The organism is Cupriavidus sp. 2KB_3 (genome assembly GCF_052115685.1).
In the GTDB taxonomy this organism is placed as follows: Bacteria; Pseudomonadota; Gammaproteobacteria; order Burkholderiales; family Burkholderiaceae; genus Cupriavidus; species Cupriavidus campinensis.
Genome location: NZ_JBFRHD010000007.1, coordinates 141481 through 159167 on the forward strand (window position 1 = coordinate 141481; position 17687 = coordinate 159167).

Annotated in this window: 19 protein-coding genes; 8 read left to right on the plus strand and 11 right to left on the minus strand. The window is 67.4% G+C overall.

Going from position 1 to position 17687, the window contains the following annotated elements; translation table 11 throughout:
• Positions 1-33 precede the first annotated feature (33 nt).
• Both AB4120_RS09385 and AB4120_RS09390 read right to left on the minus strand, forming a co-directional pair.
• Entirely contained in the window at positions 34-1506 is a 1473-nt protein-coding gene (locus tag AB4120_RS09385) for a YncE family protein (RefSeq protein WP_149138131.1), read from the minus strand.
• A gap of 12 nt (positions 1507-1518) precedes the next feature.
• Positions 1519-2031, minus strand: coding sequence for a DUF305 domain-containing protein (locus AB4120_RS09390; protein ID WP_441642170.1), 513 nt, complete (start codon positions 2029-2031; stop codon positions 1519-1521).
• A gap of 122 nt (positions 2032-2153) precedes the next feature.
• Here AB4120_RS09390 and AB4120_RS09395 point away from each other — a divergent pair, with 122 nt between their 5' ends.
• Positions 2154-2765 (plus strand): DUF2239 family protein, encoded by a 612-nt coding sequence (locus AB4120_RS09395; protein ID WP_149139294.1) that lies wholly within the window; start codon positions 2154-2156, stop codon positions 2763-2765.
• 19 nt (positions 2766-2784) lie between these two features.
• On the opposite strand, the gene AB4120_RS09400 is transcribed toward AB4120_RS09395, so the two are convergent.
• Complete coding sequence (locus tag AB4120_RS09400; RefSeq protein ID WP_149138129.1) at positions 2785-3363, minus strand: DUF1294 domain-containing protein; 579 nt, start codon at positions 3361-3363, stop codon at positions 2785-2787.
• A gap of 126 nt (positions 3364-3489) precedes the next feature.
• Between AB4120_RS09400 and AB4120_RS09405 the strand changes: the two genes are divergently transcribed.
• Entirely contained in the window at positions 3490-3966 is a 477-nt protein-coding gene (locus AB4120_RS09405) for a RidA family protein (RefSeq protein WP_149138128.1), read from the plus strand.
• Here AB4120_RS09405 and AB4120_RS09410 read toward each other — a convergent pair.
• Positions 3947-5197, minus strand: coding sequence for an MFS transporter (locus tag AB4120_RS09410; protein WP_149138127.1), 1251 nt, complete (start codon positions 5195-5197; stop codon positions 3947-3949). The two genes, AB4120_RS09405 and AB4120_RS09410, sit on opposite strands and share 20 nt — an antisense overlap.
• 35 nt (positions 5198-5232) lie before the next feature.
• Entirely contained in the window at positions 5233-6246 is a 1014-nt protein-coding gene (locus AB4120_RS09415) for an aldo/keto reductase (protein WP_441642171.1), read from the minus strand.
• A gap of 106 nt (positions 6247-6352) precedes the next feature.
• Here AB4120_RS09415 and AB4120_RS09420 point away from each other — a divergent pair, with 106 nt between their 5' ends.
• Positions 6353-7249 (plus strand): LysR family transcriptional regulator, encoded by an 897-nt coding sequence (locus tag AB4120_RS09420; protein WP_149138126.1) that lies wholly within the window; start codon positions 6353-6355, stop codon positions 7247-7249.
• A gap of 62 nt (positions 7250-7311) precedes the next feature.
• Here the strand turns inward: AB4120_RS09420 and AB4120_RS09425 are convergent, their stop codons facing one another.
• Positions 7312-8316 (minus strand): porin family protein, encoded by a 1005-nt coding sequence (locus tag AB4120_RS09425; RefSeq protein WP_149138125.1) that lies wholly within the window; start codon positions 8314-8316, stop codon positions 7312-7314.
• Between the two features lie 122 nt (positions 8317-8438).
• On the opposite strand from AB4120_RS09425, the gene AB4120_RS09430 reads away from it, so the two are divergent.
• Together AB4120_RS09430 and AB4120_RS09435 are read left to right on the plus strand one after the other, a co-directional pair.
• Positions 8439-9131, plus strand: coding sequence for a dihydrofolate reductase family protein (locus tag AB4120_RS09430; protein ID WP_149138124.1), 693 nt, complete (start codon positions 8439-8441; stop codon positions 9129-9131).
• Between the two features lie 9 nt (positions 9132-9140).
• Entirely contained in the window at positions 9141-9620 is a 480-nt protein-coding gene (locus AB4120_RS09435) for a GNAT family N-acetyltransferase (protein ID WP_149138123.1), read from the plus strand.
• Between the two features lie 140 nt (positions 9621-9760).
• Here AB4120_RS09435 and AB4120_RS09440 read toward each other — a convergent pair whose 3' ends face one another.
• A complete protein-coding gene (locus AB4120_RS09440) occupies positions 9761-10702 on the minus strand; it encodes a LysR family transcriptional regulator (protein ID WP_144196446.1) in 942 nt (313 codons plus the stop codon).
• 111 nt (positions 10703-10813) lie between these two features.
• Between AB4120_RS09440 and AB4120_RS09445 the strand changes: the two genes are divergently transcribed.
• The 3 genes from AB4120_RS09445 to AB4120_RS09455 all read left to right on the plus strand — a co-directional run bounded on the left by AB4120_RS09445 (position 10814) and on the right by AB4120_RS09455 (position 14242).
• A complete protein-coding gene (locus tag AB4120_RS09445; RefSeq protein WP_144196447.1) occupies positions 10814-12643 on the plus strand; it encodes a gamma-glutamyltransferase family protein in 1830 nt (609 codons plus the stop codon).
• A gap of 96 nt (positions 12644-12739) precedes the next feature.
• Positions 12740-13723, plus strand: coding sequence for a Bug family tripartite tricarboxylate transporter substrate binding protein (locus AB4120_RS09450; protein WP_149138122.1), 984 nt, complete (start codon positions 12740-12742; stop codon positions 13721-13723).
• A gap of 15 nt (positions 13724-13738) precedes the next feature.
• The gene (locus AB4120_RS09455; RefSeq protein WP_149139293.1) at positions 13739-14242 is read left to right on the plus strand and encodes a GAF domain-containing protein; all 504 of its coding nucleotides are present in this window, start codon (positions 13739-13741) and stop codon (positions 14240-14242) included.
• 51 nt (positions 14243-14293) lie between these two features.
• On the opposite strand, the gene AB4120_RS09460 is transcribed toward AB4120_RS09455, so the two are convergent.
• From AB4120_RS09460 to AB4120_RS09475, 4 genes are all read right to left on the minus strand, one after another.
• Entirely contained in the window at positions 14294-15016 is a 723-nt protein-coding gene (locus AB4120_RS09460) for an MgtC/SapB family protein (RefSeq protein WP_149138121.1), read from the minus strand.
• A gap of 45 nt (positions 15017-15061) precedes the next feature.
• Positions 15062-16012: a pyridoxamine 5'-phosphate oxidase family protein gene (locus tag AB4120_RS09465; protein ID WP_441642172.1), complete on the minus strand. Its 951-nt coding sequence runs from the start codon at positions 16010-16012 to the stop codon at positions 15062-15064.
• A 37-nt stretch (positions 16013-16049) separates the two neighbouring features.
• Positions 16050-16661 (minus strand): glutathione S-transferase family protein, encoded by a 612-nt coding sequence (locus tag AB4120_RS09470; RefSeq protein ID WP_441642173.1) that lies wholly within the window; start codon positions 16659-16661, stop codon positions 16050-16052.
• 111 nt (positions 16662-16772) lie between these two features.
• Positions 16773-17672, minus strand: a complete 900-nt coding sequence (locus tag AB4120_RS09475) for a LysR family transcriptional regulator (RefSeq protein ID WP_149138119.1) — start codon at positions 17670-17672, stop codon at positions 16773-16775.
• Positions 17673-17687 lie beyond the last annotated feature (15 nt).

Below are 17687 nucleotides of genomic sequence, written 5' to 3' on the forward strand. Positions count from 1 at the left end.
TCCGTGCCACGCGTTCCCTGCCCCTCTGCCCGCCTACAGTGCCTGCACCTGCACAGGCGCCCCGGGTTTGCCATTTTCCGACGGGGCGATCACGAGATAGCGGCGCGCGCCGGCCCCGGCATCGTCCCGCACCACCTGCCGGATCGGGCCAATCGCGTTGACGATGGCCGAGCCGGCCGGATTTGTCATGAAGGCGGCGAGCGGCTCCAGCGGGCCGCCGCCGTCCGCGCGGCTGGCGAGCGCCAGCACATAGGCATGCTTCGGTTGCAGCCCGGTGGCCGATGCCTGCAGGACCTGGAGCAGCCCCTGGTCGAACAGCGTGACGCTGGTCGGCGCATGGTCGGTGGCCACCGGCTTGCCGTTCACGACGCCATGCAGCTTCAGCTGCGTGGTCTGCCCGGCTACCCCCAGGGGCTGGAGCCCCTGCGTGCCGTCGCCTTCGGGCACGGCGTTCGGCACATAGGCGATGGCCTGCGGCGCCTGCCCGACCGGCACGTTGGCCACCACCTGGTTGGTGGCGGTGTCGATGGCGGTCAGCTGGTCGGCGTTCTCCAGCCCCACGTAGATCCGGGTGCCATCGCCCGAGGGCCAGATGCCGTGCGGCAGGCTCCCCACCGGAATCGTGGCCACCTGGGAGAAGTCGTCGGTCCGGAACACCTTGACCTGATTCAGCCCGCCCACCGTGATGTAGGCGAACTCGCCCGCCGCCGTGTGGGCGAAGTTGACGTGGTTGGTGATCGGGCCAGTCTCCAGCGTCTTGATCAGGCGGAAGGGCGGGCGGGCCTCGAACACCTGGGCCTTGCCGATGTCCTTGAGCGTGAACCAGACCTGCTTGCCGTCAGGCGTGGCGGCGATGTTCGGGCAGAACGGGCTCTCCTGCTTCACGCGTCCCACGATCTGGTGGTCGGCCACGCTGACCACTGCCGTCTCCGGGTTGAACGACGAGCAGATGTAGCCGTACTTGCCATCGGGCGAGAAGATCTGCATGCCCGGGCCGTCGGCCACGGTGATGCGGGTCTTTTCCTGGAACGTGGCGGCGTCGATCACGGCGATGTAGTTCTCACCGCGCACGGTGACCCAGACCTCCTTGCCGTCCGGCGTGTAGAACGCCTCGTGCGGAGACCGTCCCACATAGGTGACGTGCTTGACGGCATTGGTGGCGGTGTCGATGAACGACACCGAGTTCGACCCGATCGACACAATGGCCAGCGTGCGGTGATCCGGCGAGAAGCCCATCCCGTGCACCAGCACCTGGCCGCGATACAGCGGGCTGAAGTTGCCGGGCGCGGGGTCGCCCAGGCGGATGACGCCCAGCAGCCGGTTGTCCGCCGGGTCCGTCACGGAAACCGTATTCGAGAACTGCTCTGCGGCGTAGAGGCGGTCCCGGTGGCTGATGGGCACGTCTGGCGCCGCCGAAGACCCTGGCGCCTGACCGGCCAGGGCCGCGCCGGCCGCGCCGAGCAGCAGCATGAGGGAGAGGGTGTTCCTGAGGGCGTGTCTTGTCATGGTCGGGGCGATTTAGTGCGCGTGAGCGGAATGGCTGGGGGGAGTCGGTTGGGTCGCCGGTTGGGTCGCCGGTTGGGTCGTTGGTTGGACCGGATCGGGGCGGGTAGGCGCCGGCGTGGAAGGCGGGAGGGGCTGCCCCAGCGCCAGCCGCATCGCGGCAATCTCCTGCAACTGGTCGACGATGATTTCCTGTGCAATGCGCCGGAGCTGCTCGTTCTTGCCGTGGCGCAGTTCGGCCATGGCCATGTCGATGGCGCCCTGATGGTGGGGAATCATCATCGCGACGAAATCCTCGTCGACGTTGCCGCTGGGCTTGACCGCCATGTCGTCCATCATCTTCGTCATGGCGGCATCGCTCTCCGCCAGGAATGCGGCGCTGTCAGGGCCGGCGGGCGGCGCCGCGACGGCGGGCAGCGCAAGGGCGGCCAATAGCGGCAGGAGAAACCGGAGGGTGGGTCTTGGTGATCGTGGATGACTGGGCACGGGGCTCCTCGCGAAGGGCGGCGGCCTCACGCGAGGCCACATGCCCGGTAAACGCAGGACACCCGGCGGTTATTCCATGGCGGGGTGCAGCAAATTTATACCCGGGTAATATTGACTTTAATTTTATCCGGGTATAAATTGTGGCCATCACCAAGGGGCAAACCATGAACCCAACTGAAATCCTCCCATCCCATATCGCCTTCGAGGGCCATCGACGCCTCGCCTCCGGCCCGCTCGGCGTGGTCGCACTGGCGGTCAGGCGCGCAATGGAAGGGAAAGCCAGCGGCCCGGTGCTGGTCTTCGACAACGCCACCGGGGGCACCATCGACATCGACACACGCGGCAGCGATGCGGAGATCGTCGCCCGGTTCCAGCCGGAGGGCGGGGATGCCGCCGCCGATCAGGACGACACCCCGGACACGCCGCGCGGCAGGGGCCGCCCGAAACTCGGCGTCGTGGCGCGCGAGGTCACGCTGTTGCCGCGCCACTGGGACTGGCTCGCCCAGCAGCCAGGCGGGGCATCCGTGGCGCTGCGAAAGCTCGTGGAAGAGGCACGCCGCGCGAATGCGCATGGCGACAATCGCCGCGCGGCACGGGAGCGGGCGTATCACTTCATGTCGGCAATGGCCGGCGATCTTCCGGGTTTTGAGGAGGCGGCACGGGCGCTGTTTGCGGATGAGCGGGGGCGTTTGGGGGAATTGATCGCCGGATGGCCCGAGGACGTGCGCGGGCATGTGGTTTGGTTGGGGTTTGGGGAGGGTGCGGAGGGTAGATAGGCTGCCGCGGAGCTGTCACTCAATTGGCAATAATCGTCTTCCACAGCACCAGCGCGCCAATGTTCAGGGCGACGGTGCCCCAGAAGACAACCTGAAACGCCTGCTTCCGGTTTTTGTGCCGAAGGAGGTGCTGGGCGGCGAGCGCGCCGGGCCATCCGCCGCAGAGTGCAATCAGATGCAAATTGGCCTCAGGAATGCGCCACGCCTTTCGATTTGCCCGTGCCTTGTCGTCAGCGTACGCGAGGAAGGCGATGACGCTGGCCAGAACACTGACGATGCCGGCCTGCCGAGGGAGATCACCACGGAGCGCACCAACGACAATAATTGCCAGCGCCGCCAGACCGATGAGCGCCGGCAACCAGTTCGCCCCGCCGCCGCCGGACTTCGGTGCGCCGGCTATCGCGACGTTGAGCGCCTGCATCCGGCCATCCTTTCCCCTGGCGAGCTCGAAGCTCACGCGGTCACCGGGCTTCGGTTGTCCTGAGCGAGTCTGCAATGCGCTGACATGGAAGAACACGTCCTTGAGGTCCGCGTGAATGTCGATAAATCCATAGCCTTTATCGGCATGCCAGGATTTGATTCTTCCCGCTTTTTTCATGATCTTTGCGTTGGTTGTGCCGGAGGCGCCAAGTGTAAGCGCTGAGGGGGGACCAAGCGTCGTCTCAGACAAACGCAGCGCAATCGATTACGCTTTACCCTTTCGACAGCGTCGGTGAAGGTGCCTATGACAAGAGATGACAAGCTGCGGCAGATCGCGGCGGAATTCGGATTTGATCCGGACGAGGAAATCAAGATCGGTGGAAAGTACACGCCTGTTTTGGTTGATGGCAACGTAGCCTACATTGCTGGCCAAATCCCGCGAGTTGGAGAAACGGTGCGCTTCGTTGGCGTCGTGGGCGAATCCATTTCGCTCGACGAGGCGCGCCGTGCGGCAGGGACTTCGACGCTGCGTGCCCTGTCCCTCATCAAAAAAAGCTGCGGAACGCTCGACGCCATACAGGCGGTGCCGCGCATCACCGTATTTGTGCGAAGCGCGCCAGACTTCACGATGCAAAGCGAAGTGGCCGACGGCGCATCCGACGTCCTGTATTCGGTGCTTGGCGACGTCGGCATACACACTCGCTCGTCTGTTGGTGTACTGCAATTGCCAAAAGGCGCGTCGATAGAAGTGGATTTTATTTTTACGATACGGCCTGCGTAGTGGCGTCAATCGTGTGGTGAGATTGCTTGCGGGAAATCCGCAGGAACAACATCAGACCGGCCAGCGTCAGCGCAAAGCCGGCCCACACGGCTGACAGCAGCCCGTGGCCCTGCGCGATGGCCTGCCCGCCCGTCCACGCGCCAATGGCGTTGGCCACGTTGAGGGCCGCCAGGTTCATTGCGCCCATCAGCGTCGGCGCATCCGGAGCGGCCTGGGTGAGCCGGACCTGGATGGTCGGGATCGCCACCATCATCGTCGCGCCCACCGCAAACAGGCCCGCCATCAGGACACCGGCGTTCTGGCCGCCCATCGCCAGCAGCGCCATGGCGACCAGCGCGCTGCCGAAGCCGGCTGCCACGCCCTGCGTGGGATGACGGTCGGCCAGCCAGCCGCCGAGGACGTTGCCCGCCGTCATGCCGACGCCGAAGAGGGCCAGCGCAATCGGAATCCAGTGCTCGCCGAGCCGGGCGCCGTCGGTGACGAGAGGGCCAATAAAGGTGTAGACGGCGAAGATGCTGGCGACGCCCAGGGCGGCCACGGCCACCATCGCCCAGACGGCCGGGCGGTTCAGGGCCCGAAGCTCCTGCAGCACCGGCCCGCCGCGCAGCGCGCTGGAGCGCGGCACCCAGGCCCATAGCGCCGCCAGGGACAACAGGCCCAGTGCCGACACGGCCAGATAGGCATTGCGCCAGCCAAGGGTCTGGCCCATCAGCGTGGCCAGCGGCGACCCTACGATGGTGGCGACGGTCAGGCCCGTCATCACCAGCGCAAAGGCCCGCCCACCGTGACCCGGCCCGACGATGTAGGAGGCCACCACGGCGCCGGCGCCGAAGTAGGCCCCTTGCGGAATGCCGCTCAGGAAGCGCGCCAGCGTGAAGCTGACCAGACCGGTTGCCACCGACGACAGCACATTGCCCAGCACGAAGACCCCCATCAAGGCCAGCAACAGGTGCTTGCGGTTCAGCTTGGCGGCCAGGATCGTGACGGCGGGCCCGCCCAGCACCACGCCCAGGGCATAGGCCTCGATGGCGTGCGTGGCGGTGGTCAGGTCGAGTTCCAGGCCCGCGGCAAACTGCTGGAGCAGGCCCATGCTGGCGAATTCGGACGTACCGATCGAGAAGGTGCCGAGTGCCAGTGCCAGCAGCGTCAAGGTCCTGCGGCTGATCTGGCGGGCGTCGGTGCAGTGCGTCTTCGTCGAGTTGCACTGGGGTTCGTAGGCTTGGTTGTGCATGACGGTTCTCCTGGGCGGTGGTTCAAGACAGGGTTTCAGGCGCCATGCGGCAGCGGTGCATCCGGATGCACCAGTCCGGCCTGGCGCAGTTCGCGCCAGAAGTCGGCCGGCACCTGCGCCGCCAAAGCGGCGCGGTCTTCGCCGATGCGTTCCGGCCGGCTGGCGCCGGGGATCACGGCTGCCACGGCCGGATGAGCCAGCGAAAACTGCAGGCCCGCGGCCTTCATGGTCACGCCGTGGCGATCGGCGATTGCCTTGATCGCCTGCACCCGGTCCAGGATCGCCGGCGTCGCCGGGGCGTACTCGAAATTGGGGCCGCCGACCAGCGCGCCGGAGCTGTAGGGTCCGCCGACCACGATACCCAGCCCGCGGGCGGCCACCTGCGGCATCACCCGCTGCAGGGCCCGTGAATGGTCCAGCAGCGTGTAACGGCCGGCGAGCAGGAAGCCATCCGGCCGGGGGCCCTGCAGGTCGAGCAGCAGTTCGATGGGCTCGACCCGGTTCACGCCCAGTCCCCAGGCGCGGATCACGCCTTCGTCACGCAGCCGGTCCAGCGCCTTGAAGGCCCCCTTGCGTGCGGTCTCGAACACGCCGAGCCACTCGTCACCGTAGAAGTCCTGCGCAACGTCGTGCACCCACACGATGTCGAGCCGGTCGGTCTTCAGGCGCTGCAGGCTGTCCTCGATCGAGCGCAGCGTTGCGGACTCGGAGTAGTCGTTGACGATCCGATTGGCGCGGCCGTGCCGGAACACGTCGCCCTTCTCGCCCAGGTCACGGGCGGTGACGTCCTCCACCTCGTCCAGGACCAGGCGCCCGACCTTGGTGGCCAGCACGACGCTGTCGCGGTCTCGGCCGGCCAGCGCATCGCCCAGGCGCGCTTCCGCCAGGCCGGCGCCGTAGAACGGCGCGGTGTCGAAGAAGCGGATGCCGTCCTGCCAGGCGGCATCGACGGTCGCCTGCGCCTCGGCTTCGGGAATGGCGCGGAACATGTTGCCCAGCGGTGCGGTGCCGAAGCCCAGGTGGCCGGGGATGAGGTTCTTGAGGGACATGGTGATCTCCGTTCGGTGGTTTGATGAGCGAATAATGGGCGGCGGATAATCATTCATCCAATTTATTTTCTATAATCCAGTTTTATTGACGACGATATATGTACGGATGCGGTACGACCTGAACCTGTTGCCGATCTTCGTGGCGCTGATGGAGGAGCGCAGCGTGACCCGCGCCGCCGACCGCCTGGGCATGACGCAAGCGGCGCTTTCCAACGCGCTGTCGCGCCTGCGCATCGTGCTGCAGGACCCGCTGTTCATCCGTGAGCGCTATGGCATGCGGCCCACCGCGAAGGCCGAGCAACTCGCACCCGCGCTGACCCAGGCGCTGGCTGCGATGGACACGGTGGTGCTGGGGCAGCGGGACTTCGACCCGTCGCGCGCCGATGAGGTCGTCACGATTGCGCCGAACAGCTACGTGGAGTTTGTGCTGGTGCCCGCGCTGGTCGCCCGGCTGAGCGCGCTCGCGCCAGGCATCCGGCTGCGCACGCTGCCCTTCGGCACCGACCTCGCCGAGACTGGCGTGACCTCAGGCACCACCGCGCTGGTGCTGGGCCGGATCAGCGACGCGCCAGACAACCTCATCGTGCAACACATTGCGGACGATGGCCTGGCCTGCGTGGTGCGCGTCGATCATCCGACGATCGACAGCCGGATCACGAAGACACAATACGAGCGATTGAAGCACGTCAATGTGCTGCCCCCGGGCCGCCTGCGCGCCGGCCTCTTCCAGGCCCTGGACCGTCAGGGGCTCAAGCGTGAAGTGGTGGTGTCGGTCACGCACTTCGCGACCATCTCCGAGATTGTCGCGGCCACCGACTACTGCGCTACGCTCCCCCAACTAATTTGCCGACGCCTGGCCCACGACCCGCGCCTGAAAGTAGTGCCCGCGCCGGTCGACCTCGGAACCTTTCCGCTGCACATGGCATGGCACGTGCGCTATCGGCAGGACCCGGCGCACATCTGGCTGCGGACCCTGGTCGCCGAGGTGGCAAGTTCAATATGATGGTTGGGCTGGTCAGCCGCCGTCAGAAGCCGTCAGGAACAGTCAGAAACCATAAGAAGCCGTCAGAAGCGGTAGCCGAGCCCGGCGAGGAGCATGTCCGTATCGCGGTTGTATCCGGTCAGGGTGCGGTTCCATGACAGGCGTGCCAGCCAGTGATCGCCGAGCCGGTAGCTCGTGGACAGCGTCAACAGGCCGGCCCAACGGGACGGCGAGGGGTCCGCGCCGGGGCCGCTGACATGCAGGCTGGTCGCGTAGTAAGGCCCGGCACCGAAACCCAGCGTCAGCCGGTCTCCCAGGAAGGCCCCGGATACCCAGGCCTGCGATGCCACGCCCCGGCGCCGGACTGAGTTGGCGCTGCCTTCGTCGAGGTAGCTGACCGTCCCTTCCACGTAGCGCCAAAGCTGGCGCCGATATTCGAGCGCACCGCCAAAGACCATGTCCGAATCGAAGTCGTTGACGACGACGCCACCCAGCAGGACGTTCAGTTCGTTGGGCGTGGCGTCTTTGCCGCGGGAAGCCGATCCCACGACGGGCCCTGGCAGGTGGTCGCGGCCGAGCTGATAGCCCACGCCAAGGAGGAGCGTGTTGGACTGGAAGCCCGAGGTCTGCCACGTCCGGTTAAAGCGTACCTGCAACATCCAGGGGCCGCCGACGTACCAGGTGGCCGCCGCGCTGGCCAACACCCCGACGCCATGCTGGTTTTCGTAGCTGCCATCGGGCTGGTGGCTGGTGGTGTCGAAATAGAGATAAGGGCCGGCGCCCAGCGAGAGCGCCAGCCGCCTGTCCAGCGCGAGGTAGCGCCACCAGAGCTGGGCACTGTGGCCGTCGCGGTGATGGCCGGTGATATGGCCCTCGTTCAGGTAGGTATAGCTGGCGTACCAGTGCTCCGTCAGGTTTTGCTGATAGACGTAGGCATAGGCGTAGCTACGGTCGTCGTCGGCCTGGATTGGCGGGTTGGTGTAGAAGCCGCCGAGCAGCAGCACCTCCTGGCCATGTGCGGCAAGGGGTGCCAGCCACAGGAGTCCTGCGGCGAAGGGCGTCAACCAATGACAACGGGCGCTGGACATCGGTCTCTGCCTTGACGTGGTGCGAACTCGAATTATCCTAGCAGCGGAAAATGGGGAACCCTAAGAAAGTGGCGTATGCTACACCCTTGATTGCCTGTCAGGCGTTTACACGGAGGAAAACAATGGCACGCGTTCGCGTTGAGGGCTTCACTATCTCGCTCGACGGATTCGGAGCAGGTCCGGATCAGGACATCAACAATCCGCTCGGCGTTGGCGGGACGGATCTGCACCACTGGCTATTTCCAACACGCACCTTCCAGCAGACCTTGTTCGGCAAGGACGGCGGTACGGCCGGGGTGGACGACGATTTCGCTGCCCGTGGCTTTCAGAATGTCGGGGCGTGGATTCTTGGCCGGAACATGTTCGGACCCATTCGCGGGGACTGGCCGGACGCAAACTGGAAAGGCTGGTGGGGAGATAATCCGCCGTATCACGTGCCAGCCTTCGTCTTGACCCATCATCCTCGTCCTTCCATCGAGATGGAGGGCGGCACGACGTTCCACTTCGTAACCGGAGGCATTCACGAGGCGCTCCGCCGTGCCCGCGAGGCCGCTGGCGGATTGGACGTGCGGATCGGCGGTGGGGCGGACACAATCCGGCAGTATCTTCGCGAGGGCCTCATTGACGAACTGCACATTGCGATCGCGCCGGTCTTGCTCGGGCGGGGAGAATCGCTGTTCGGAGGGATCGACTTGCGGGCGCTGGGATACGCATGCGTTCAATCCGTAGCGTCGGAGAAGGCCACGCATGTCGTGCTACGGCGCCAAGGGCCCAAGGACGCCGCAACGGACGCGGGCTTGCCGCTGTCTTCCTGAGAGGATTCCGTGAACATTCGTCGGTTCGCACCAGGCGACGAAGCGGCATTGTTCCGCGTCTATTTCACCGCCATCCACCAGATCGCCGCCAGGGATTACTCCCCCGAGCAAATCGCGGCATGGGCGCCGGCGGACTTTGACATGGATTTATGGGCGGCGCGGGTTCAAAAAATCCGGCCCTTCGTCGTCGAGATCGACAATGAGATCGCCGGTTATGCCGACATTCAGCCCGACGGATATATCGATCATTTCTATGTATCGGGTTTCCATGCGCGGCGGGGAATAGGAAACCTGCTGATGGCGCGTATTCACGAGGAGGCCATGAGTCTAGGGGTGACGGCACTCACGTCAAACGTCAGCAAAACTGCCGAGCCTTTTTTCGCTCGTCACGGCTTTCATGTGGTCGAGCGAAACTTTCCAGTCTGTCGGGGTGTGACGCTGGAAAACGCCTTGATGCGGAAGATGCTTGGGTCTGCAGATTGGCGATAACCCAAAAAAAATCCCGCGACGAAGCCGTCGCGGGTGCGGGTACAAATGTCGAGGGGTCAATCACGACAGGCACATTGTCCATGAATGTATGAGACATTGTCGTCCCCACGCACGGAGGGCACGCACTCCAAGTTAAGTGATTATTTGGCCGCTTCTCTCAGTGCCTCCACCAGCGACGTCATCAGTTCGTTGTCTTCCAGCCCCCGCCGCCACATGATGCCGACGGGCGGCAAGTCCCAGCTCAGCGCAAAGGGCAGGGTGGCGGCGCCGCCCAGTTCCACCAGTTCGGCCGCCACCGAGCGCGGCACGATGGTGATGGCGTCCGGCTGGCGGCGCAGCAGGGTGGCCATCGGCTTGATCGAGTAGGTCTCCACCGTGGGCAGCGGCGGGGCCACGCCGGCCACCGCGAACATCGTATTAATCGTGCGGCGCACCGGCGTATGCGGGGGCGGCAGGATCCAGTCCCGTTCCGCCAGCCGCTTCCAGTCCAGTCCGGCACGGGAGAGCCGGGCGGCGGCGTCCGCCGGCACTACCAGAACCGGCTCCTCCCGGTACAGCGGCTGCTGGGCGATGTCCTCGCCGGCCAGGTAGAACGAGCGCGCGATCACGCAATCGAGTTCGTGCTGGCGCAGCGCGTTGACCAGTTCATCGGTGGTCCCTTCCCGCACCAGCATCGAGATACGCGGCGTGTGGCGCAGGCCGAAGTCCAGCGCGGCATCGAGCACGCCGCGCGCCACGTAGGGAATCACGCCGATCCGCAGCCGCCCGCGCAGGCCGGCTTCGATCACCGTCAGCTCGCGCCCCAGCGCCTCTGCATCGGCCAGCGCCGTGCGTGCATGGGCCAGCACGGCCACGCCGGTGGGTGTCGGCTCCAGGCCCTGGCGCGTGCGGGTGAACAGCGGGGTCAGGAAAATGTCCTCGATCTCGCGCAGCGCCTTGGTCACGGCCGGCTGGGAGAGATTGAGTTCGGCGGCCACGCGCGAGACGGAACGTTGGCGCTCGAGCGCCAGCAGCAGCGGCAGATGCCGCAGGCGCAGGCGCGAGACCACGTTATGAAGCAGCTTGTCGGACGAAATCGGCATGGTGGGTGAAGGAGCGATATAACCAAATGGTAATGCAACAATAATTTTTTCGCCGTTTGCAGTTATTCCGGACTCCTATACTCAAATGCATTCGATACCAGTCATTACGCCATGTTCACCACCCGTCCGGAAATCGTTGGCACCTTCGGCGTTGCCGCTTCCACCCACTGGCTTGCCACGCAGACCGCGATGGGCGTGCTCGAGCGCGGCGGCAATGCCTACGACGCAGCCGTCGCCGGCGGCTTCGTGCTCCAGGTGGTGGAACCGCACCTGAACGGCCCGGGCGGCGAAGTGCCGATCCTCTATTGGGATGAAAAGACACGCGCGATGCGGTCAGTCTGCGGCCAGGGCCCGGCGCCCGCGCTGGCGGACCCGGAGGCGCTGCGCGCCCAGGGCATGGAACTGATGCCCGGCATCGGCCTGATGCCCGCCACCGTGCCCGGCGCGTTCGGCGCGTGGCTGACCATGCTGCGCGACCACGGCACGTGGTCGCTGGCGGACGTGCTCGCGCCTGCCATCGGCTATGCGCGCGATGGCTTCCCGCTGGTGCCGCGCATCTCGCAGGCCATCCTGGCCGTGCAGGCGCTGTTCCGCGACGAATGGCACAGCTCTGCCGACACCTGGCTGCCCGACGGCAAGGTGCCGCGCCCCGGCGCGCTCCATCGGTTGCCGGTACTGGCCGATACCTATACGCGTATCGTCGAGACCGCCCAGTCCAGGAGCGACTCCCGCACGGGCCAGATCGACGCCGCCATGGATTGCTGGTACCGCGGCTTCGTGGCCGAGGCGATCGACGCCTACTGCCGCGACACCCCGGTGCGCGACACCACCGGCGAGAAGCACACCGGCCTGCTGCGTTACGACGACCTCGCCCAGTGGGCGCCCACGGTGGAGGCCCCGGTGACGCTGGACTTCGGCCGCTACACCGTGGCCAAGTGCGATATCTGGAGCCAGGGGCCGATGTTCCTGCAGCAGCTCGGCATGCTGCGCCACGCCGGGCTGGAGGCCCACGCGCCCACGTCCCCCGAATTCGTCCACAAGATTGCCGAGGCCGCCAAGCTGGCGATGGCCGACCGCACCGCCTGGTACGGCGACCCGCGCTTTACGGAAAGCCAGCTCTGCGCGCTGCTCGATCCGCACTACCTGGCCGCGCGCGCGGCGGGCATCGGCGAGCAGGCCGCGCTGACCATGACGGCGGGCACGCTGAACGGCCAGGCGCCGCGCATGCCGGACCTCGACGTGGCCACGCGCACGCTGGCCACCGCCGATGTGCGCTTCGGCGTGGGCGAGCCCACCTTCGCCGCGCTGCCGCCCGTGACCGAATGGGCCGAGCGCGAGCTGTTCGTGGGCGATACCTGCCATATCGACGTGATCGACCGCCACGGCAACATGGTGGCGGCCACGCCGTCCGGCGGCTGGCTGTCGTCGAGCCCGACGATTCCGTCGCTCGGCTTCGCGCTGAACACCCGCCTGCAGATGACCTGGCTCGAGCCGGGCCTGCCGAACACGCTGGCACCGGGCAAGCGCCCGTGCACCACGCTGTCGCCGTCGATGGCGCTGCGCGACGGCGAGCCGTACATGGTCTTCGGCACGCCCGGCGGCGACCAGCAGGACCAGTGGTCCCTGGCATTCTTCCTGCGTCATGCCGTGCATGGCATGAACCTCCAGGAGGCCATCGACGCGCCGGCCTGGCATATCGATCATTTCCCGGGTTCGTTCTGGCCGCGCCAGACCGTGCTCAACCGCATCAGCATCGAGTCGCGCTTTCCGGCGGCCACGCTGGAGGCGCTGCGCGCGCGCGGGCACGAGGTGCGCGTGGGCGACGACTGGTCCGAGGGCCGCATGTCGGCCTGCTCGCGCGAGCGCGATGCCCAGGGCCGGCTGGTGCTGCGCGCGGGCGCCAATGCGCGTGGGATGCAAGGCTATGCCGTGGGCCGCTGACGGGGCGGCAGGCATGGGGGGTATCGCGGTAGCGGTATCGCACAAACAGTCGGCCCGCACGGGGCGGTCCGCACGAAGACAGAGGGAGTTGCAGTCATGAGGTCCGTAGTCAAGAACCTGCTGCGCGGTGCCGCCGCGCTGGCATTGTCGTTCGCCGCCATCTCGGGGGCTGGCGCCGCCGATGCCTATCCGACCAAACCGATCACGCTGATCGTGCCCTGGGCCGCCGGCGGCTCCACGGACATCCTGGCGCGCGTGCTGTCCGAACACCTGACCAAGTCGCTCGGCCAGCCGGTCATCGTCGACAACCGCCCCGGCGCCTCGGGCAATATCGGCTCGGCCACGGTGGCGCGCGCCCAGCCGGACGGCTACACGCTGCTGATCGGTTCCATGAGCACCCACGCGATGAACCCCGCGCTGATGCCCAACATGCCGTTCAAGGGCGTGGAGGACTTCACCCCGCTGGGGCTGCTGGCCTACGTGACGAACACCATGGTGGTGCATCCGTCGGTGCCGGCGAAGAACGTCAAGGAGCTGATTGCCTACGCCAAGGCCAATCCGGGCAAGCTGGCCTATGCCAGCGCCGGCTCCGGCTCCACCAACCACCTGAGCGCGGTGCTGTTCGCCAAGATGGCCGGCGTGGACATGCTCCACGTACCGTACAAGGGCGGCGCCCCGGCCGTGGTGGACCTGGTGGCGGGCCAGACGCAACTGCTGTTCTCCGCCGGCACCCAGACGCTGCCGCACGTGAAGGCCGGCAAGCTGCGCCTGCTGGCGGTGACCGAAGCCAAGCGCTCGCCGCTGCTGCCGGACGTACCCACGGTGGGCGAGACCCTGCCCGGCTATGAGCTGTCCGTGTGGTACGGCGCCTTCGGCCCGAAGAACATGCCGGCCGAGCTGGTGACGCGCCTGAACAGCGAGATCAACCGGATCATGACGCTGCCCGAAGTGAAGGCCAAGATGGACAGCATCGGCGTGGAAACCACCACGTCCACGCCGCAGGCGTTCGGCAAGATCCTGCGCCGCGACGCTGACCGCTACGGCAAGCTGATCCGCGAGCTCGGCATCAAGGCGGAGTAAGGGTCGATGGTTGCGATGGTCAATCTAGCCAATCTGGCGCGGCTCAACACGCTGTGCGACCAGTTGCGCCACGCGGCGACACCGGTGGCCGTGCTGGATGCGGTGGGGCAGGCCACGCTGGACCTGCTCGGCCCCGGCCTGCTGACGATCAACACGTGGCAGGCCGAGACCGGCGAGATCGGGCGGCTGTGGTCGTCCGACCCGGCCGCCTACCCGGTGGGCGGCAAGAAGGTCAAGGGCGACACCGCGTGGACGCGCCAGTTGCTGGTGCGCGGCGAGGTCTTCGTCGGCGAGGGCGACGCGGCGCTGGCCGCCGTCTTCGACGACATCGCCGTGATCCGTGGGCTGGGCCTGAATGGCGTGGTCAACGTGCCGCTCTGCGAGGGTGGGCGGGTGATCGGCACCTTCAACTACCTGACCGCCGTGGAAAGCTGGACCGGCGACCAGATCACCGTGCTGCGGGTGCTCGGCCAGATGGTCCTGCCTGCGGTGGCGGCACTGGCCCCGGCCAGCCGCTGAGCCAGCCGCTGAGCCAGCCGCTGAGCCAGCCGAACCCCGGGGCCGGCACCGCTACTCGGTGGTGCTGGCGCTCCAGAAGGCCTGGCTGACCACGCTCGTCGCGCCCAGCCTGGCGACCATCGCGTCGAGCGCGTCGCCATCCACCGACGCAGCCGCCAGCACCGCTTCGATCTCCACATCCTGTTCGCCGAACGCCCGCACCTCCAGGTCGCGGGTGGGGTAGGCGGCCGCTTCCAGCGCTTCCTCCAGCAGCCGCATGGCGAGCTTCTGGTGCTCGCGCGCGGTAATCACGTGCACGGTGTGGGTGACTTCCACGGCGGGCGTGTCGATGGGTTGGCGGTTGATGCGGTCCACCACGGGCCGCAGCAGCGTGTTGGCGGCCAGCACGAACAGCGCGCCGATAGCCGCCTCCATGATCAGGTCCGCCCCGGCGCACGCGCCGACCGCCGCCGACCCCCACAGCGTGGCCGCCGTGTTCAGGCCACGCACATTGCCTTCCTCGCGCATGATCACGCCGGCGCCCAGGAAACCGATGCCGGACACCACGTAGGCCACCACGCGCACCGCCCCATCGTGGCCGGCAAGGTGGTTGGCCATATCCACGAAGATCGCCGCGCCCACGGCCACCAGCACGTTGGTGCGCAGCCCGGCCGTACGCTGGCGGTACTGCCGCTCGTAGCCGATCATGCCGCCGAGCACGAACGCGGCGGCGAGGCTGATCGCGGTATCGAGCAGCGATTGCGGATTGATGTTTTGCAGCGCTTCCAGGGACATGATCGCGGACTCCGGGGCCAGGCGTCGCGCGATTGTGTCACAGCGCTATGACCGGGGCAAAGCGTCCGGGGCGTGCCAGACCAGCGGCAGCGCCGCCTCGCGCCAGATCACGCGGTCCGGTATCACGCGCCAGAGGCGCTCGGCGCCCTCCCAACCCGGGTGTAGGGCGATCTCCGGGGTGTCGGTCAGCACCTCGGCCCGGCCCGAGAGCTGGAGCAGGTTGCCCGTGGCGTAGTCCACGAAGGCCAGCCCGGCGATCGGGTTGGCGGCCAGGTTCCCGAGCGTATTGAAGAAGCGGTTGCCCGAGAAGTCAGGAATCGTCAGCCCGCCGTCCGCATCGAGCCGCACGAAGCCGCGCGGCCCGCCCCGGTGCGACACATCCACCTGCCGGCTGCCATCGGCCAGATCCACGTAGGACGCCACGAAGAAGGTATCTGCGCCGGCGATCAGCGCGCGCGCCCGCTCGTCCAGGGCGGGCAGGACCTGCGGCGGCTGGTCGGCCGCGACGCCCGGCTCGCGCGTGAAATCGAAGGCGCGCTGCTGGATGTACTGCGGGCAGTTGCCGAAGCTCTGGCCCACGGCCAGCCGGAAGCCGTCCGGCCCGGTGCGCTCCACCCGGCCGTTCATGCGGTTGCGGCGCCGCGTCATGGGGTCGATGCCGAGCAGGCCGAGGGCGTTGCCGTCATCCATGCCGGCGTCGGCCGGGTCGGCGGGCTCGCGCGCCACCGCCACGTCCAGCACGCGGGGGGTCGGCGAGTGCAGGAAGCCGGGCGCCCCGGCGCGCAGCGTGGCCCAGACCCGCCCATCCGGCGCCACCGCGCCGAGCACGACCAGCGGCAGCTGGGCGAAGAAGTCGCGGTGCTGGTCATGCATGTAGTCCCGCACCACGCGCGGGCCGATCTCGGCCATGCGCGCCTGCACGCCGGCGCGCGCCTGGAGCAGGCGTTCGCCGGTGTGCCAGGGCAGATCGGGGAGGAGGGCGGCGTGGGGGGCCATGTTGGGCTCCGGTAGGGTGGATGGCAGGGGGCGGCAATCAGGCGGCGAGCCCGACGGGGGTCTTCTGGAACGGCACGAATCCGGGCAGCGCTTCCACGCGCGCCAGCCATTGCCGCACGTGGGCGTAGTCGGCCAAGTCCACAAAGCCTTCCGGCGCGCTGGCGGTGTAGCTGTACAGCGCCACGTCGGCAATCGTCGGCTGATCGGCGGCAATCCACTGGCGGCCGGCCAGCGCGCGGTCCATGCGGCCCAGCACCAGATGCGCCCGGGCAATGACCTGCTCGCTGTTCAGCGACGCGCCGAACACCGTAATCAGCCGTGCCGAGGCCGGCCCGGCCGCGAGGTCGCCCGCCGCCACGGACAGCCAGCGCTGCACGGCGGCGGCGCCGGCGGGGGCGTCGGGGAGCCAGTCAGTGCGGTCCAGCGTCTTGGCCAGATAGACCATGATCGCGTTGGAGTCCGGCAGCACGGTGTCGCCGTCCACCAGTACCGGCACCTGGCCGAACGGGTTCAGGGCCAGGAATTCGGGCGTCTTGTGCGCACCGGCGCGCAGGTCCACGTCGATGAGATCGACCGGCTGGCCGATCAGGCCGAGGAACAGCCGAACGCGGTGGGAGTGGCCGGAGAGGGGGTAGGCGTACAGTTTCATGTCGGATCCTGGTTGGGGATGCTTCCGACTATAGGTGCCTTCCAGCGCACGAAAAACCGCCGCCGCCAGAAGGCACTCTTGCGCCAACGCGAAGAATGCCGGGGACTACCCTTAGCGCAGGGACGGCGCGGCCCGCAGGGTGTCGATGGCGAGGTCCAGGAAGGCGCGCACCTTGTGCATCGCGTGGCGGCCCTCGCGATGGATCACGTTGATCGGCAGCGGCGCCGGCTCGAAGTCCGCCATCACGACCTGCAGGCGGCCGTCGCGCAGTTCATCGGCAATCTGGTATGACAGCACGCGCGCCAGCCCGAAGCCGTCCACGGCCGCCGCGATGGCGGAATCGTTGGTGGTGGTGGCCATGCGCGGGGAGAGCCGCGTGGGCGTGATCTCGCCGCCGGCCAGGAAGCGCCATTCCGGCAGGGTGGAGATGCCGGTGGTCTGGATCACGGTGTGCGCCGCCAGGTCCGCCGGCTTTGCCGGCACGCCTTGCCGCGCCAGGTAGGCGGGCGACGCGCAGACCACGCGCCGCACATGGCCGACCGCCACCGCCTGGAGCGAGGAGGCGGGCAGGTCGCCAATGCGGATGCCGACGTCGATGCCCTCGTCCACGAAATTGACGATGCGGTCGATAAACAGGCAGTTGACGTCCACCTCCGGGTAGCGCCGCAGGTACTCGACCACGATGGGCGTGACGAAGCGGCGCCCGAACAGCACCGACGCCGTGATCGACAACTGCCCGCGCGGCGCCAGGTGCGCGCCCGTGGTGGCCAGTTCGGCCTCGTCGATTTCGGCCAGGATGCGCCGGCAGTTCTCGTAGTAGGTGGCGCCGGTGTCCGTGGGACGCACCAGCCGCGTGGTGCGCGTGAGCAGCCGCACGCCCAGGTGGGCTTCGAGGTCGGTGACGATGCGGCTGACCACCGACAGCGAAATATCGAGCTTGCGCGCGGCCGCGGTGAAGCCACCGCTTTCCACCACGGTGACAAAGGTCTTCATGGCCTGCAATCGATCCACGCGTGCTCTCCCCGA

Bases quoted from the DNA above. Each gene is read 5' to 3' on its own strand.
- AB4120_RS09400 (WP_149138129.1), bottom strand. From the start codon at position 3,363: ATGAAAAAAGCGGGAAGAATCAAATCCTGGCATGCCGATAAAGGCTAT.
- AB4120_RS09465 (WP_441642172.1), bottom strand. From the start codon at position 16,012: ATGGCCCCCCACGCCGCCCTCCTCCCCGATCTGCCCTGGCACACCGGC.
- AB4120_RS09395 (WP_149139294.1), top strand. From the start codon at position 2,154: ATGAACCCAACTGAAATCCTCCCATCCCATATCGCCTTCGAGGGCCAT.
- AB4120_RS09405 (WP_149138128.1), top strand. From the start codon at position 3,490: ATGACAAGAGATGACAAGCTGCGGCAGATCGCGGCGGAATTCGGATTT.
- AB4120_RS09460 (WP_149138121.1), bottom strand. From the start codon at position 15,016: ATGTCCCTGGAAGCGCTGCAAAACATCAATCCGCAATCGCTGCTCGAT.
- AB4120_RS09445 (WP_144196447.1), top strand. From the start codon at position 10,814: ATGTTCACCACCCGTCCGGAAATCGTTGGCACCTTCGGCGTTGCCGCT.
- AB4120_RS09385 (WP_149138131.1), bottom strand. From the start codon at position 1,506: ATGACAAGACACGCCCTCAGGAACACCCTCTCCCTCATGCTGCTGCTC.
- AB4120_RS09430 (WP_149138124.1), top strand. From the start codon at position 8,439: ATGGCACGCGTTCGCGTTGAGGGCTTCACTATCTCGCTCGACGGATTC.
- AB4120_RS09455 (WP_149139293.1), top strand. From the start codon at position 13,739: ATGGTCAATCTAGCCAATCTGGCGCGGCTCAACACGCTGTGCGACCAG.
- AB4120_RS09410 (WP_149138127.1), bottom strand. From the start codon at position 5,197: ATGCACAACCAAGCCTACGAACCCCAGTGCAACTCGACGAAGACGCAC.
- AB4120_RS09415 (WP_441642171.1), bottom strand. From the start codon at position 6,246: ATGTCCCTCAAGAACCTCATCCCCGGCCACCTGGGCTTCGGCACCGCA.
- AB4120_RS09390 (WP_441642170.1), bottom strand. From the start codon at position 2,031: ATGTGGCCTCGCGTGAGGCCGCCGCCCTTCGCGAGGAGCCCCGTGCCC.
- AB4120_RS09420 (WP_149138126.1), top strand. From the start codon at position 6,353: ATGCGGTACGACCTGAACCTGTTGCCGATCTTCGTGGCGCTGATGGAG.
- AB4120_RS09470 (WP_441642173.1), bottom strand. From the start codon at position 16,661: ATGAAACTGTACGCCTACCCCCTCTCCGGCCACTCCCACCGCGTTCGG.
- AB4120_RS09440 (WP_144196446.1), bottom strand. From the start codon at position 10,702: ATGCCGATTTCGTCCGACAAGCTGCTTCATAACGTGGTCTCGCGCCTG.
- AB4120_RS09425 (WP_149138125.1), bottom strand. From the start codon at position 8,316: ATGTCCAGCGCCCGTTGTCATTGGTTGACGCCCTTCGCCGCAGGACTC.
- AB4120_RS09450 (WP_149138122.1), top strand. From the start codon at position 12,740: ATGAGGTCCGTAGTCAAGAACCTGCTGCGCGGTGCCGCCGCGCTGGCA.